Origin of the sequence: Streptomyces caeni (genome assembly GCF_042678285.1) — a bacterium.
Classification (GTDB): domain Bacteria; phylum Actinomycetota; class Actinomycetes; order Streptomycetales; family Streptomycetaceae; genus Streptomyces; species Streptomyces caeni.
Window position 1 is genome coordinate 91,360 of the sequence record NZ_JBHUDX010000021.1, and the last position, 14,396, is coordinate 105,755.

Sequence of the window (14,396 nt, forward strand, 5' to 3'; positions counted from 1 at the left end):
ATGGAACACCCGCCCTACCGGCTCGCGGAGGATTTCGACCGCTTCCTCGGCGACCCCGACGACCCCGGTGAGATCTTCTCCTACGCGCGCTGCGCGGAACTCGACGACAAGGAGGAGTTCCCCGCCGACATCTGCGGCCGCTTCCAGGAGTGGGGCCTGCCCGACCAGTACGTACCGGTCGAGTACGGCGGCAGCCTGCGCGACTACGAGCAGGTGCTCCAGCTCGTCCGCGCCGTCGCCCGCCGCGACATGACCTGCGCCATCGGTCACGGCAAGACCTACCTCGGCGGCGTCTGCGTCTGGGTGGCGGGCTCCGCGGAGCAAGGGGCCAGGCTCGGCGCCGACATCATGGCCGGGGTCCCGGTCTCCCTCGGGCTCACCGAACGCGACCACGGCAGCGACCTTCTCGCCGGGGATGTGCGCACCGACGACAAGGCGCCGGACACCGCGGACCACTGGCTGGTCAGCGGCGAGAAGTGGCTGATCAACAACGCCACCCGGGGGTCGGTGCTGTCGCTGCTGACACGCACGCACCCGGACGGGGGCCCGCGCGGCTTCAGCGTCCTCCTCGTGGACAAGCGCGAACTCGACGAGGACACCTACCGCCACCTCCCCAAGATCCGTACCCACGGCATCCGCGGCGCCGACATCTCCGGCATCGCCTTCGACGGCGCCCGGGTGCCCAAGAGCGCCCTCGTCGGTGCCGAGGGCGCCGGCCTGGAGATCGTGCTGAAGGCGCTCCAGCTCACCCGCACCATGTGCGCGGCGCTGTCGCTCGGCGCCGGCGACCACGGGCTGCGGCTTGGCCTGGACTTCGCCGAGGAGCGCGAGCTGTACGGCCGGCGGCTGATCGACCTCCCGCAGGCCCGGCAGGTGCTGGCCGGCGCCGCCGCCGACGTCCTGCTGCACGAGGCCGTCGCCCTGGTCGCCGCCCGGGCCGTACAGACCCAGACCGCGGAGCTCAGCGTCATCTCGGCCGTCACCAAGTACCTGCTGCCCACCGGCACCGACCAGGTCCTCGCCGACCTGACCGGGCTGCTCGGCGCCCGCGCCTTCCTCAAGGGCGTCCACGCCGACGGCCGGTTCCAGAAACTCGCGCGTGACCACCGCCTCGTCGGACTCTTCGACGGCAACACCCTGGTCAACCTCAACTCCCTGGTCAACCAGTTCCGTTCCCTGGTCCGGGGCTTCCGGCGCGGCACCGGCGACACCGCGGGCGGCGACGCCGCCTGCGACCTCCGGACACCGCTGCCGCCCCTGGACCCCTCGAAGCTGTCATTGGTCGCCCGGCACGGCAGCGGAGTCATGGCAGGGCTCGCCGCCGCCGTCGACGACATCACCCGCCGTGCCGGAGCGAACCCGGCGCTGGAGCCGGCGGCCGAGGCCGCCCGGCGGCTGCTCGCCACCACCACGGCGGTGCACGCCGAGATGGAGGAGTACCAGGGCGTGCTCACCGAGGTCCCGCCCGCCGCCTTCGAGGTCGCACGCCGCTACACCCTGTGCTGGGCCGGAGCTGCCTGCCTCGGCCTGTGGACGCACAGCACCGACCACGTCAGCGACGACCCCGGCACCGGGGCGCTGTGGCGGGACGGCCTGTGGCTGCACACCGCCCTCGACCGGCTGCTGGTCCGCCTCGGCGAACCGGCGGCGGCCGGCCGGGAGACATACGACGAACTGCTCGGCGCCCTGCGGGCGGCCCGCTCCTCGGGCCGGCTGTTCTCGCTGCTGCCGCAGCGCAGCCCCGAGCGGCAGTCCGCGACGCCCCACGCGGCCGTCGGCGAGAGTGAGAGGACGTCATGCTGATCGGCACAGAGCCCCAGGGCACGCACCCGTCGACCGCCGACGGTCACGGGGCACCGGGACAGGAGGCGCGGGCCGCGGCGCGCGTGGCCGAACTGGACCGGCGGCTGGGCGATCCCACCGACGAAGGCAACGAACTGTCCTACGCCCGGCTGCTGGAAGCGGACGAGGCCGGTGAACTCTCCGAGGCCGGCGAGCGTGCCCTGGACGAACTCACGCTCGGCGCCGACTTCGTACCGTGCGCCGAGGGCGGCCGCCTGGAACGCCTCGACACCCTGGTACGCGTCATGCGGCAGGTGTTCCGCCGCGACGTCGCCCTCGGCCTCGGCTACGGCGTGACCTCCTTCATGGCCGCCGTGAACGTCTGGGCCTGCGGGGACACCGCGCAGCGCGAACGCCTCGCGCGGATCCTCACCGGCGGCGGCAAGGTCTCGGTCGCCTACCACGAACTCGCGCACGGCAACGACTTCGTGCGCAACGAGTTCGAGGCCCGCCCCGCGCAGGGAGGCGGATTCCTGCTCAACGGCGCCAAACAGGTCATCAACAACGCCGCCCGCGCGGACGCCTGGGTCCTGTTCAGCCGCACCGACCCCGCACCCGGCAGCCGCAGCCACTCCGTGCTCTTCGTCGAACGCGAAGGGCTCGACGCGGACACCTGGCAGGTACTGCCCCGTTACGACGCCGTCGGCGTGCGCGGCTGCCGCCTGGCCGGACTCCGGTTCGACGACACACCCGTGCCCGCCTCCGCCCTCGTCGGCGAGAGAGGCAAGGGAGTCGAAACCGCCCTGCGCGCCTTCCAGGTCACCAGGGCCGCGCTGCCCGGCATGGCGGTCGGCACCGCCGACACGGCCCTGCGGACCGTCGTGCGCTTCGCACTGGGCCGGCGCCTCTACCGCAAGACCGTCATGGAGATCCCGCACGCCAGGGCCACCCTGTCCGGGGCCTTCACCGACCTGTTGACCTGCGACAGCCTCTCCCTGGCCGCGACCCGGGCGGTGCACCTGCTCCCCGAGCAGACCAGCGTCTTCGCCGCCGCCACCAAGTACCTCGTCCCGCGGCTGCTCACCGACACCATGCACGAACTCTCCATCGTGCTCGGGGCCCGCTTCTACATCCGCGACGGCGAGTACGGCATCTTCCAGAAGCACCTTCGCGACCTGCCGGTGCTCAGCCTCGGCCACGCCGGCTCCGCGGCCTGCCAGGCCACGATCATCCCCCAGCTGTCCCGGCTCGCCCGGCGCTCCTGGTTCAGCGACGAACCGGCACCCGGGGAACTCTTCCGGCCGCACGCGGAGCTCCCGGACATCCCCTTCGACCGGCTCACCCTGGCGAGCGGACGGGACGGGCTCAGCGCCACACTGGTGGCCGCGGTGGACGGGCTGCCCGGCGCGGCACCCGAGGAGCGGGCCGTCCAGGGGCTCGCGCTGACTCTGGTGGACGAGCTGCGGCAGGTACAGGAGGCGAGCCGCGCGCTCGCACCCGAGGACCGTACGGCGCTCGCCGGCCCCGCCGCCTTCGCCCTCGCCGACCGCTACGCCCACCTGCTCGCCGCCGCGTCGGCGATCGGTGTCTGGCAGCAGGCGTCCCGCGACGGTGGCGACGCGTTCCTCGCCGACCCCGCCTGGCTTGCCGCCGCACTGCACCGGCTCGCCCGGCGGCTCGGCCGCCGGCCCGCCGCACTCCCCGCGTCCGTCGAAGCCCGGATGCACGAGGAAGTACTGCGCAGGTTCCATGCGCGCAGCAGCTACGACCTGTACGACACCCCGCTCACCGGCTGATCGACACCAGCCGGTCCCCGAGGGACCCCCGGCCGGCCCGCAACGGCCGGCGCGGCCCCAGCACAGCAAGCGAATCCGCTCACCCCGCCGAGGAGTGCACCATGCCCGTTCCGACCACCGGACACACCACCGAGTCTCTGACCATGTGGTTGGCCGAGCGCATCGCCCTCTACCTCAAGCGGCAGCCCGCCGAGATCGACCCGGACGTGCCCCTCGCGGAGTACGGCCTCGACTCCGTCGCCGCCCTCAGCCTGTGCGGAGACATCGAGGACGACTTCGACCTCGTGATGGAGCCCACGGCCGCCTGGGACTACCCGACCGTCCACGCGCTCGCCGGCCACCTCATGGAGGAGTTCGCCGCGGCCGCCCCGAAGGACGGCGGCGCTTGATGGAGCCCATAGCCATCGTCGGCATCGACTGCAGATTCCCGGGGGCGCCCGACACCGGCGCCTACTGGGACCTGCTGATGCGGGGCGCGGACGGGGTGGGGGAGGTGCCCCGGCAGCGGTGGGACGCCAAGGAGTTCTACTCCCAGGCCGGGGAGGAAGGACACACCAACACCACCGAGGGCGGCTTCATCGCCGACCCGGACGCCTTCGACAACGAGTTCTTCACCATCTCGCCGCGCGAAGCGGCCGCCATGGACCCCCAGCAGCGGCTGCTGCTGCAGTCCGCGTGGCGGGCGGTCGAGGACGCGGGCATTCCGCCGCGGAGCCTCGCCGGCACCCCGACCGGGGTCTTCGTCGGCATCATGGGCAACGAGTGGGCGCAGCTGCACCTCACCGACTACGCCAACGTCACCGCCCAGGTCGGCTCCGGCAACGGCTACTGCATGACCGCCAACCGGATCTCGTACCACCTCGACCTGAAGGGCCCCAGCCTCGCGGTCGACACCGCCTGCTCCTCCTCGCTGGTCGCCGCGCACCTCGCGGTGAACGCCCTGCTGTCCGAGGAGTGCGACCACGCCCTCGTCGGCGGTGTCAACGTGGCCCTCACCCCGGCTCTGTCGATCTTCTACACCCAGGCCGGGCTCTCCGCCCCCGACGGGCGCTGCAAGCCCTTCAGCGCCGAGGCCGACGGCATCGGCCGCGGCGAGGGCGTCGGTGTGGTCGTGCTGCGCAGGCTGCGGGACGCGATCGCCGACGGGCAACGCGTGTACGCCGTCATCCGCGGCATCGCCGTCAACCAGGACGGCCGCAGCAACGGGCTGACCGCGCCCAACCGCTGGGCCCAGCAGGACGTACTCGCCGCCGCCTACCGCAGGGCGGGAGTCGAGCCCTCCGACGTGGCCTTCACCGAGGCACACGGCACCGGCACCAGCCTCGGCGACATGATGGAGATCAAGGCACTCGGCCACCACCACGCGGGCCGCGCCGGCAAACCCATGGCGCTCGGCTCGGTCAAGGGCAACCTCGGCCACACCGAGGGCGCCGCCGGCATCGCGGGACTGATCAAGGTCGCCCTGTCCCTGCACCACCGGGTGGTCCCCGCCAGCCGCTTCGCCGCCAAGGAGAGCAAGCGGCTCAACCTGCGCGACCACGGGCTGCGGCTCCTCAAGGCACCGCTGCGGCTGCCCGCCGGCCCCGCCGTCGCCGGACTCAGCAGCTTCGGCATGGGCGGCACCAACGCCCACGCCGTCCTGGAGTCCGCGCCCCCCGAGGCCGCCCGCCCCCGGCCCGAGGACGACGCCCCCGTGGGCGGCATCGGCGCCGCCGTGTTCACCCTCACCGCGCCGAACACCGACGCATTGCGCCGCAACCTGCTGGCCCAGGCCGACGCGGCGGCGGCCCGCCGCGTACCGCTGGGCCCGCTGGCCCGGTCCAGCAACCGCGTCAAGGCCGGTCACCGCCACCGTTTCGCGGCCGCCGTCGGCGACACCGGTGAACTCGTCGCCAGGCTGCGTGAGGCCGCCGCCGACCCCGGGCTGCTGGCCCGGCTCGCCGGCAGCCCCGACGGCCGGCCCCGCGTCGCGTTCCTGTTCACCGGGCAGGGCTCGCAGTACCCCCGGATGACCGCCGCACTGTACGAACAGTCGCCGCTGTACCGGCACTTCCTCGACGAGGCCGACGCCGCGCTGCTGCCGCACACGGGACGGTCCGTGCGCGACCTGGTCCTCGCCGGTGACGAGGCGGTCCACAGCACACGGTGGACGCAGCCCGCCCTGTTCGCCGCCGGCTACGCCCTCGGCCGGACCCTGGAGGAACTCGGCGTGCACCCCGGGATGCTCCTCGGCCACAGCGTGGGCGAGTTCGCCGCCGCCGTCCTGGCCCGGGCGCTCCCGCTGGAGGGCGCCGCCCGGCTGGTCGCCGCCCGCGGTGCTCTGATGCAGGAACTCCCCGCGGGCGGTGGCATGCTGGCCGTCAGGGCCGCCAGGGAGGACCTCGAGGAGCGGATCGCACCGGAACCGCTGGTCGGTGTGGCCGCGGTCAACGGCCCGACCTCCACCGTGCTCTCCGGGGACCTGGAGGCGCTGGAACGGATCGGTGCCGAGATCGAGGCCCAGGGGCTCAGCACCCGCAGGCTCCAGGTCTCCCACGCCTTCCACTCGCCGCTGATGCGGCCCATGCTGGCCCGATTCGCGGCGATCGCCACCGAGGTCGGCGGGGGAGTACCCGAGATCCCGGTCTACTCGACCGTTCGCGGCCGGGTGCTCGACGGGGAGGCGATGGACGCCCCGTACTGGGTGGAACACATCGACGCCACCGTCCTGTTCGGGGACGCGGCCGCCGCGCTGCTCGACGAAGGACCGACCCACCTGGTGGAGATCGGCCCTCAGCCGGTGCTCTCCGGGATGGTGCGCCGCCTCGGCCACCCCGCCCCGGGGACGGGCCCGGCGCACGTCCTGCCGGTACGCGGCCCCGAATCCGCCGGCCGGGACCTCGCCGAGGCCCTCGCCGAGCTGTACCGGGGCGGCGTCGAACCCGACTGGGACGCCGCGTACACACCCGCGGAACGGGTCGCCCACCCGCTGCCGCCGTACGCCTTCTCGACGGAACACCGCTATTGGGCGAGGAACCCGGTGCGGGGTCCGGGAACGGTCGACGTCCCGGCGGCCGAGCCGGCGGCCGCCGCGCTCGCACCGCACCGGGAGGCGGAGAGCGCCACCGCGTCCGTCCTCACCCTGGACCTGCCCGCCGGCCCGGCGGACCCGGTCGCGGAGGCCGTGCTCGGCGCCGTCCGGCTGGTCGGCGGCTACACCGACGCCGACGTCGTCCTCCACGACCGGCTCTACGAGGACCTCGGCTTCGACTCCGTCATGATCATGGAGCTCAAGAACCGGCTGGAGGCCCGGCTCGCCGGCATCGGCACCCTGACGGTCCAGGACCTGCTGCCCCGGCTCTCCTCCGTCGGCGACCTCATCACCTTCCTGCGCGAACTCGGTGCGGCGGTGCCCGTTCCCGCGGGCTTCGGCGACGCGGAGGAGAACCGGACGCTCATGGAAGAAGAGAGGACGGCATGACCACTCCGACGACCCATCTGGCCTCCATCGGCACCGCTCTGCCCGGTGACCCGGTGGACAACGCCACCCTGGCGAAGGTGCTCGGCATCAACGAGGACTGGATCGAGGTCTTCATCGGCACCCGGACGCGGTACTTCGCCCGGGACCTCGGCACCGGAGTGGTGCGCTGGTCGCTCGCCGACCTGTGCGCACAGGCCGCCGAGAAGGCCCTCGCCGCCCCCGGCGTCGACCCGTCCGAGATCGAGTTCGTCGTCCTCGGCACGGCCACTCCCGACACCCTGATGCCCGCCACCGTCAACCATGTCGCCGACCAGCTCGGCCTGGACCAGGTGCCCACCTTCCAGCTCCAGTCCGGCTGCGCCGGCGCCGTACAGGCCCTGGGCGTCGCCCAGTCGATGATTGCCTCCGGCCAGTACCGCACCGGTCTCGTCATCGGCGGCGACGTGTGCAGCAAGCACCTCGACCTCCAGCGCGACGTGTCCGGCGCAGCCTCCAGCGACCTCGTCAACTACGTCCTGTTCGGCGACGGCGCGGGCGCGGCCGTGCTCACCGACGAGCCGCGCGGACAGCGCGTCGCGCTGCGCCACGTCCTCAACCGCTTCACCGGGCTGGGCCGCAAGTCGGGTCAGGTCATCGAGTGGTTCGGGCTCGCCGACCGGTACGACGACCGGCAGGCCGTCACCGAGGACTACAAGGCCATCGAGGAGTCCGTGCCCGTCATGGCCGTCGAGATCCTGTGGGAGATCCTCGGCGAACTCGACTGGGAGGCGGACCGGCTGGACTACCTGCTGCCGCCCCAGCTCTCGGGCCGGATGACCCGCCGCATCACCGAGGAACTCGACGTGCCGACCGCGGCCGAGGTCTCGTGCGTCGCGGACACCGGCAACAACGGAAACGCCCTGCCCTTCCTGCAGATCGAGAAGTTGCTGGAGCGCATGTCCGACGGTGAGCGGGCCCTCGCGGTCGCCGTCGAGTCCAGCAAGTGGATCAAGGCCGGCTTCGCCCTGGAGAAGGTATGAGCATGGACAGCACCGCCCCCGCGATCGTTCCCGCCCCAGGCGGCTTCACACTCGACGACTATGTGCGCCTGGTCAACGACGAGATCGGCATGCCGCTCGAACCCGAGCAGGTGGCCTGTGACTTCGACGAACTCCCCGACTGGGACTCGCTGTACCTCCTCAAGCTCGTCACCGCACTGGAGCTCGCCACCAGCCGCAAGGTCCCGGTCGGCCGGATCTTCGAGGCCCGCAGCCTCAGGGAGATCTACGACCTGGCGGTGACCGGGTGAGGCCCAGCGTCATCGCAGAACGGCGCCGCCGCCACACCCTGTACTTCCTGGAGTGGGCGGCGGCCCAGCGGTCCGTGCACCTGGACACCGACGTCGACATGACCCGTGTCCAGGCACACCGCGCCGCCGCCCGCGAGAGCGGCCGCCGCTACTCGGTCGTCAGCTATCTGCTGTACGCCGCCGGGCGGGTCCTCGACCGCCACCCCGAGGCCAACGCCGTCATGGCCCCCGGCTGGCCCGGACCGTTCCGACGCCCGAGAATCGTCCGCTTCGACGGCGTCACCGCCAAACTCGCCCTGGACCGGCCCGTCGAGGGCGAGCGGACCGTGCTCTCGGCGCTCGTTCCCGGCCTGGAGGCGGCGAGCCTGCGCGAGATCCAGGAACGCGTCGACCGCTACCGGGGCGAACAGGCCGCGGATCTGCCCGAGTTCAAGGGCGTACGAATGCTCGGCCGGCTTCCCGTCCCGCTCGGCAGGGCGGCCTTCGCCGCGGCGCTGCGCGATCCCGGCCGGCGTCCCGCAGTCTTCGGCACCGTCTCGGTCAGCTCACTCGGCCACCGGACCGTCGACGGCTTCCACTCGGCCGGCGGCACCGCCGTGACCCTCTGCGCGGGCCGCGTCGTGGACCGCGCGGTGGTCCGCGACGGCGTCGTGGTGCCCGCGCCGATGATGCGGCTCGGCCTCACCTTCGACCACCGGGTGATCGACGGCGCGGCCGCGGCCGATGTGCTGTCCGATCTCCACGACACGTTGGAGAGTTTCGATGACGGCACCCGGGCGCAGGGCCCCGGGCCGGACCCTCGGGGAGCCGATCGCGATCTGCGGCCCCTCGGCGGACTGGAGCAGAGTACGCGCTGACCTCGACCGGCACGGGGCGGCCGTCCTCTGGGCCCGCCAGGACGACTGGCGGCCGGAACGAGCGGGCGTGCCGCGGCTGCGCGTGCTCCTGGGCCACGACTGGGAGCGCTACCTGGAGCTCACTCACCCGCGGGTCCGCACCCGGTTCGCGTCCTCCCGCGTTCTGCTGAAGTTCGCCGCCGCCGCCGCGCTCGGCGTACCGCCCCAGTCCGTCGAACTCGGCTACGGCCTCACCGGGCGCCCCTGCCTGCGCGGCTACGACGGCGTGCACATCAGCCTCAGCCACACCGATGACCTGCTCCTGGTCGGCCTGGCCGCCGGCGGCGTCATCGGGGTCGACGCCGAGCCCAGCGACCGCGTCCTGTACGGTCCCGGGCTGGGCCGGCACGTGTGCACCCCGTACGAGGTGGAGCGGATCGAGGCCATGCCGGTCGCGGAGCGCAACCCCGCCGTGCTCCGCCTGTGGACCCTGAAGGAGGCCTACACCAAGGCCATGGGCCTCGGCATGCTGTTCCGCTTCACCGACTTCGGCTTCAGCCCGGACCGAGCCCCCACGGAGGTGCTGCGCCCCGACGGCGCCCCGTGCACGGTCGGCGCATGGGCCTTCCACACCCTCTCGATCGGGGACCGCTACACCCTTGCCGTCGCCGTCGGCGACGCCGGCTTCGGTCCCACGGCGGACACGGTGGCGGGCACGGCACTCGATCCCGGCATCGTCGACGTCCTGGCGGAGGCACTGGGGGAGGAGGAGCGGGAGACGGCGGCGGCCGACGTGTGGTGACGAGGCGGTGGTGCGCCCCGGCGCGGCGCCCCCCCGGCGCGTCGCCGTCCGTGCACGAGGTCCGGGACCGCCACGGCCGGGCGGTCCCGGTGCCGGGGCGGCTTCCCCGGCGCCGGGCAGGGGAACCCTCAGGCGGCCCGCCGGAGCGGCCACGACGGCTGGAAGAGCCAGACGCCGGGGCGGACTTCGAGCGGGATCGAGGACGCCGTGGCCGACCGGCCCGACGCCAGTGCCGTGCGGAGGGCGGAGGCCGTGCGCCGTGCGTACTCGATCCAGCGGCGGTCGCCGGCGGAGCGCGCGGCGTCCTCGCACTCCCCGAGAAGGGCGAGCGCCTCCTCGTGGCGGCCCTCGCGCTGCGCCACCAGGGCCAGTCCGCGCAGCGACTTGGCGGAGCCCCGCGGGTCGCCGTGCTGCCGGCTCACCGACAGGGCGCGTGCATAGGCCCCTTCGGCCTGGGTGACCCGCCCCGTGCCGAGGAGCGCGTCCCCCTCGGCGGACAGACAGCGGCCGGCCGCCGCCCGGTCACCGTGACGGGTGAACAGCTGCCAGGCTTGGCGGTACCGGGCGATCGCCAGTGAGGTCCGGTGGCGCTGCCAGGCCAAGTCGCCGAGGGACCGCAGGATGACGGCCTCCGCGTGGATGTCTCCGGACCGGTGGGCCGCGTCCAGCGCGAGGTCGTGCGTCGACTCCCACTCGTCCCACAGGGCACCCGCCTCGTAGTAGCCGGCCGCGGCCGAGGCCAAGGCGGAGCACAGACTCCACAACCCGGCCGCATGGGCCTGCCGTACGGCCTCCGACAGGCCCGCGGACTCCTCCTGGAACCAGCGCAGCGGCGCGCTGCCGACCACCTCCTCGGGACGGATCGCGGCCAGGGGCTCCACCTCGTACGCGAGCCGGTCCCTGCCGGGCGCCAGCTGCGCGTCCGCGTACCTGGCCAGGGTCAGGAAGGCACGGCACAGCCGTTCGACGGCCGCGGGGCCTTCCTGCGGGGACTCCCCGGCCAGCACCTCGAGGGCCAGCGAGCGCAGCAGCGCGTGGAAGCCGTAGCGGACGGGGGCCAGCCGCCCGGGCCGCCGCCGTGCCTCCAGCAGATGGGCCTGCACCAGCTTCTCGGTGAGCCGCTCGGCCCCCGCCCGGTCCGTGCCGAGCAGCGCGGTCGCACTCCACAGGGCGAAGTCGGGCAGCGAGGCCAGCCCCAGGATCCGGAAGGCGTGCCTGGTCTCCTCGTCCACGTCGCGGTAGGCGGTCAGCAGACTGCTGCGTACGTCGAGGTCGCCCAGGGCGAGCGCGGCCAGCCGGGTCCGCTCGTCACGCAGCCGCTGGGCGAGCCCGGCGGCGGTCCAGTGCGGGCGGGCTGCGAGCCCGGCGGCTGCCACCCGAAGGGCCAGCGGCAGCCAGCCGCAGAGCCGGGCGATCTCCGCCGCCGCCTCCGGGTCCTCCCGCATCCGCTGTCCGCCGCACGCGGCCAGCAGCGCATCGGCCTCACCCGGGGCGAGCACGTCGAGGGTCAGGTGCTGCACGCTCTCCAGCGCGCCGAGCACATGACGGCTCGTCAGGATCACGGTGCTGTCGGGCACGGCCGACAGCACCGGCCGGATCTGCGCCTCCGAGACGGCGTCGTCCAGGACGATGAGCATCCTGCGGCCCTCGGTGCGCGCGTGCAGCAGCTCCGTCAGTTCCGCCTCGGACGACGGCAGCGGCTGCGCGCCGGAGTCCGTTTCCGGCTCGGCTGCCGTCGCCTGGGGCCCGCGCAGCCGTCGCAGCAGGGTCGCCAGGGCGGTCCGCGGTTCGACGGCCCGCCCGCCGGCGTCCCGCAACGTCACCAGGAGCCGTCCGTCGGGGAACAGCTCGGCGGCGTCGTGGGCCAGCCGCACGGCCAGCGCCGTCTTTCCGACGCCCGCCCGGCCCGACACCACGAGCACCTTGTTCCCACCGGGCGGATCACCCGCCAGCAGCCTTTCACCGAAGGCCAGTTGCTCCTCGCGTCCGGTGAAGTCAGCCACGGCCGGCGGCAGCCACACCGTGGGCCCCGCATCCCGGCCGCCGTCCGCGGCCCCGCCGGCCGGGCGGTCGTGTGATGCGCCGACGGGAACGAGCCGGCGCCCGGGTTCGCTGCGCCAGGCCAGCGAGGGGTCACAGGCCAGGATCCGCTCCAGCAGTCTGCTCAGCGCCGGGCCGGGTTCCACCCCCAGTTCGTCGACCAGTGACCGCCGCGCCTGGTGATAGACCTGCAGGGCGTCGGACTGCCGGCCCGAACGGTAGAGCGCCACCATCAGATGACAGTGCAGCGTCTCGCGCAGCGGATGTTCGTGCGCCAGGGCCATCAGCTCACCGACCAGTTCATGGTGCAGCCCGAGCCGCAGATCGGCGGAGATCCGCTGTTCCAGCACTTCGGCGCGCAGTTCGTTGAGTCTGATCGCGGAGGTCTCCAGCGAGGGTCCGTGCGGTATGCCCGAGAGCGCGGGTCCCGTCCACAGCCCGAGCGCCCGGCTCAGCGTCTGCGAGGCGGCCTCGTACTCGTGCCGGCCGTACGCGGCCCGGCCCTCGGCCCGCAGCGACTCGAAGACGGCCAGGTCCAGTTCCTCCGGGGCGACCCGCATCAGATAGCCGGGGGACCGGGTCAGCAGAGGCTGCGGCGTACCCGTTTCCGCCGCGGCCTCGCCGGTGTCCTCCATCAGGGCCTTGCGCAGCTGGGACACATAGACCTGGAGGGTGGTGGTGGCCGTGCGCGGTGGTTCAGCGCCCCACAATTCGTCGATCAGAGTATGGGTTGACACCACCGTGTTGCTCTGCACCAACAGGGTGGCGAGGACCGCGCGCGGCTTGGCCGCGGACGGTGTACGAGGTGCCATGTGCACGGGGCCGAGGACTCTGTATCTCATCGCGCGCCTCAGCAATCCTGCAGCACGGAGGCGGAGACACGGGCCACGACCCGGCTGCCCTGAAGGAACGACAGCCGCAGGTCGACCACCGGGCGGCCGGCCGCGTCCCGGGACACCCGTCCGTCCGTGCGGCGCACTCCCTCACGGACCGTGCAGTGCAGCGGCAGTCCGGGTTCGGCGAAGCCGCGGAACGAGGCCTGCCACCGGGACAGCACGGCGTGCGAGGGGATGAAGCCGCGCAGCTCCGCGGCGGCGAGCAGCCCGACCTGGCGGGACACCTCCAGGAACAGCATCGGCGGCACCTCGTCCGGCGCGTCCGGGGCCTCGAGCCGCAGCCCGGCGGCCGCCCTGGCGTCGATGGGGAAGGCCAGTCCCTCTTCGCCGTCCCCTCCGGTGTGCTCGGGCAGGCCGACCAGGACGTTACGGCCGTCCCGGTGGCCCACCTGTTCGGGCAGCGGCACGCCGGGTGAGGCCGGATCACCGTCCCCGGCCGCCACCGACTCCTCGCTCTGCCGCCGCCCGAGCACGCGATGGTTGTGGTAGACGCCCTGGGCGAGGAAGACCAGCCGGGCCGAGGCGGTGCCGCAGCGCTCGCCGTCGATGGAGACGGCGGCCTCGCACTCCAGGCCGCGCGGCACGCCGTTGACGATGTCGAGTGGCGTCACCCCGAGTTCCAGCGCGAGCCCGGCTCGCAGGCCGCCGCGGCGCCATGCGTCCAGTCGGGTGATCGCGGCGCCGCCGGAGGCCACCACGGGGTGCCAGCTCTCCGGCACCCTGAAGTACCGGCGCGCCGCGAACAGCATGGTCTGGCGCAGTGATTCCACGGGGAACAGCAGGTCGTGATAAGGCGACACGGAATCGCCGAACAGCGGGTGTTCTTCGGGCAGTTCCGCGGAGAAGGCGAAGTTCTGCCGTACCGGCGCGGTCGCCTTCAGCAGAAAGGCTTCGGGGCTGGCCGGCCTGTGGACCAAGTGGTGGGGTCCGAGGAAGGAGGGGGACGGTGCGGTGAAGGTGTCCATGGGGGTCCTCTGGGGAGGTGTCCGGCGGCTCTGCGGAAACACATGTGGGGCGCACGCGCTTGACGTGTGCACGTTGCCCGACCCCGCTGAAGGACCAGGGAAGCCGTACTGAAGTACGAATGACGTCGGCCCCCTCCCTTTGGCGATCAGCCCGCTTTGACCGGTTCTCCCTCGACGATCGGGTGGTCCCGGGGCAGGGGGTCCGTCGTGCTCGCACCACCGGGCGCTCCGGTCGCGGCGAAGACGTCCCGGTCCGCGGTGAGATAGCCGGACCACTCGTCGGGAAGGGAGTCCTCGTAGAAGATCGCCTCGACGGGGCACACGGGCTCGCAGGCGCCGCAGTCCACGCATTCGTCGGGGTTGATGTACATCTTGCGCGGGCCTTCGTAGATGCAGTCGACGGGACACTCGTCGATGCATGCCCTGTCCTTGAGGTCCACACAGGGCTGGGTGATGACGTACGTCATGAGGTCTCCACGGTCCAGGTGTCGTTGCCGGTGAGGAGTGCGGCGAGGTCGCCCTTGCCGTTCT

General features: G+C 73.1%; 11 protein-coding genes. 8 read left to right on the plus strand and 3 right to left on the minus strand.

Annotation, left to right across the window (positions count from 1 at the left end):
• The 8 genes from ACFSL4_RS08830 (at position 1) to ACFSL4_RS08865 (ending at position 9,964) form a co-directional block, all read left to right on the plus strand.
• A complete protein-coding gene (locus tag ACFSL4_RS08830) occupies positions 1-1,803 on the plus strand; it encodes an acyl-CoA dehydrogenase family protein (RefSeq protein WP_381080309.1) in 1,803 nt (600 codons plus the stop codon).
• Complete coding sequence (locus tag ACFSL4_RS08835) at positions 1,797-3,578, plus strand: acyl-CoA dehydrogenase (protein ID WP_381080311.1); 1,782 nt, start codon at positions 1,797-1,799, stop codon at positions 3,576-3,578. The genes ACFSL4_RS08830 and ACFSL4_RS08835 overlap by 7 nt, the downstream gene beginning before the upstream one ends.
• Before the next feature lie 101 nt (positions 3,579-3,679).
• Entirely contained in the window at positions 3,680-3,967 is a 288-nt protein-coding gene (locus tag ACFSL4_RS08840; RefSeq protein WP_381080313.1) for an acyl carrier protein, read from the plus strand.
• Positions 3,967-7,038 (plus strand): type I polyketide synthase, encoded by a 3,072-nt coding sequence (locus ACFSL4_RS08845; RefSeq protein WP_381080337.1) that lies wholly within the window; start codon positions 3,967-3,969, stop codon positions 7,036-7,038. The genes ACFSL4_RS08840 and ACFSL4_RS08845 overlap by 1 nt, the downstream gene beginning before the upstream one ends.
• The gene (locus tag ACFSL4_RS08850) at positions 7,035-8,057 is read left to right on the plus strand and encodes a 3-oxoacyl-ACP synthase III family protein (protein ID WP_381080315.1); all 1,023 of its coding nucleotides are present in this window, start codon (positions 7,035-7,037) and stop codon (positions 8,055-8,057) included. The genes ACFSL4_RS08845 and ACFSL4_RS08850 overlap by 4 nt, the downstream gene beginning before the upstream one ends.
• A 2-nt stretch (positions 8,058-8,059) precedes the next feature.
• Positions 8,060-8,326, plus strand: coding sequence for an acyl carrier protein (locus ACFSL4_RS08855; protein ID WP_381080317.1), 267 nt, complete (start codon positions 8,060-8,062; stop codon positions 8,324-8,326).
• Positions 8,323-9,183, plus strand: a complete 861-nt coding sequence (locus ACFSL4_RS08860) for a 2-oxo acid dehydrogenase subunit E2 (protein WP_381080319.1) — start codon at positions 8,323-8,325, stop codon at positions 9,181-9,183. Before ACFSL4_RS08855 ends, ACFSL4_RS08860 begins: the two co-directional genes overlap by 4 nt.
• The gene (locus ACFSL4_RS08865; RefSeq protein ID WP_381080321.1) at positions 9,089-9,964 is read left to right on the plus strand and encodes a 4'-phosphopantetheinyl transferase family protein; all 876 of its coding nucleotides are present in this window, start codon (positions 9,089-9,091) and stop codon (positions 9,962-9,964) included. Before ACFSL4_RS08860 ends, ACFSL4_RS08865 begins: the two co-directional genes overlap by 95 nt.
• A gap of 128 nt (positions 9,965-10,092) precedes the next feature.
• Here ACFSL4_RS08865 and ACFSL4_RS08870 read toward each other — a convergent pair whose 3' ends face one another.
• The 3 genes from ACFSL4_RS08870 to fdxA all read right to left on the minus strand — a co-directional run bounded on the left by ACFSL4_RS08870 (position 10,093) and on the right by fdxA (position 14,332).
• On the minus strand, positions 10,093-12,846 hold the full coding sequence (locus ACFSL4_RS08870; RefSeq protein ID WP_381080323.1) for an AfsR/SARP family transcriptional regulator: 2,754 nt from the start codon (positions 12,844-12,846) through the stop codon (positions 10,093-10,095).
• Positions 12,847-12,854: 8 nt separating this feature from the next.
• The gene (locus ACFSL4_RS08875) at positions 12,855-13,865 is read right to left on the minus strand and encodes an AfsA-related hotdog domain-containing protein (protein WP_381080325.1); all 1,011 of its coding nucleotides are present in this window, start codon (positions 13,863-13,865) and stop codon (positions 12,855-12,857) included.
• A gap of 146 nt (positions 13,866-14,011) precedes the next feature.
• Complete coding sequence (fdxA, locus tag ACFSL4_RS08880) at positions 14,012-14,332, minus strand: ferredoxin (protein WP_381080327.1); 321 nt, start codon at positions 14,330-14,332, stop codon at positions 14,012-14,014.
• Between the last annotated feature and the right edge of the window lie 64 nt (positions 14,333-14,396).

Excerpts from the sequence above, each read along its gene's own strand:
- ACFSL4_RS08835 (WP_381080311.1), top strand. The coding sequence starts at position 1,797 with ATGCTGATCGGCACAGAGCCCCAGGGCACGCACCCGTCGACCGCCGAC.
- ACFSL4_RS08875 (WP_381080325.1), bottom strand. The coding sequence starts at position 13,865 with ATGGACACCTTCACCGCACCGTCCCCCTCCTTCCTCGGACCCCACCAC.
- ACFSL4_RS08830 (WP_381080309.1), top strand. The coding sequence starts at position 1 with ATGGAACACCCGCCCTACCGGCTCGCGGAGGATTTCGACCGCTTCCTC.
- ACFSL4_RS08870 (WP_381080323.1), bottom strand. The coding sequence starts at position 12,846 with ATGAGATACAGAGTCCTCGGCCCCGTGCACATGGCACCTCGTACACCG.
- ACFSL4_RS08850 (WP_381080315.1), top strand. The coding sequence starts at position 7,035 with ATGACCACTCCGACGACCCATCTGGCCTCCATCGGCACCGCTCTGCCC.
- ACFSL4_RS08840 (WP_381080313.1), top strand. The coding sequence starts at position 3,680 with ATGCCCGTTCCGACCACCGGACACACCACCGAGTCTCTGACCATGTGG.
- fdxA (WP_381080327.1), bottom strand. The coding sequence starts at position 14,332 with ATGACGTACGTCATCACCCAGCCCTGTGTGGACCTCAAGGACAGGGCA.
- ACFSL4_RS08845 (WP_381080337.1), top strand. The coding sequence starts at position 3,967 with ATGGAGCCCATAGCCATCGTCGGCATCGACTGCAGATTCCCGGGGGCG.
- ACFSL4_RS08855 (WP_381080317.1), top strand. The coding sequence starts at position 8,060 with ATGGACAGCACCGCCCCCGCGATCGTTCCCGCCCCAGGCGGCTTCACA.
- ACFSL4_RS08865 (WP_381080321.1), top strand. The coding sequence starts at position 9,089 with ATGACGGCACCCGGGCGCAGGGCCCCGGGCCGGACCCTCGGGGAGCCG.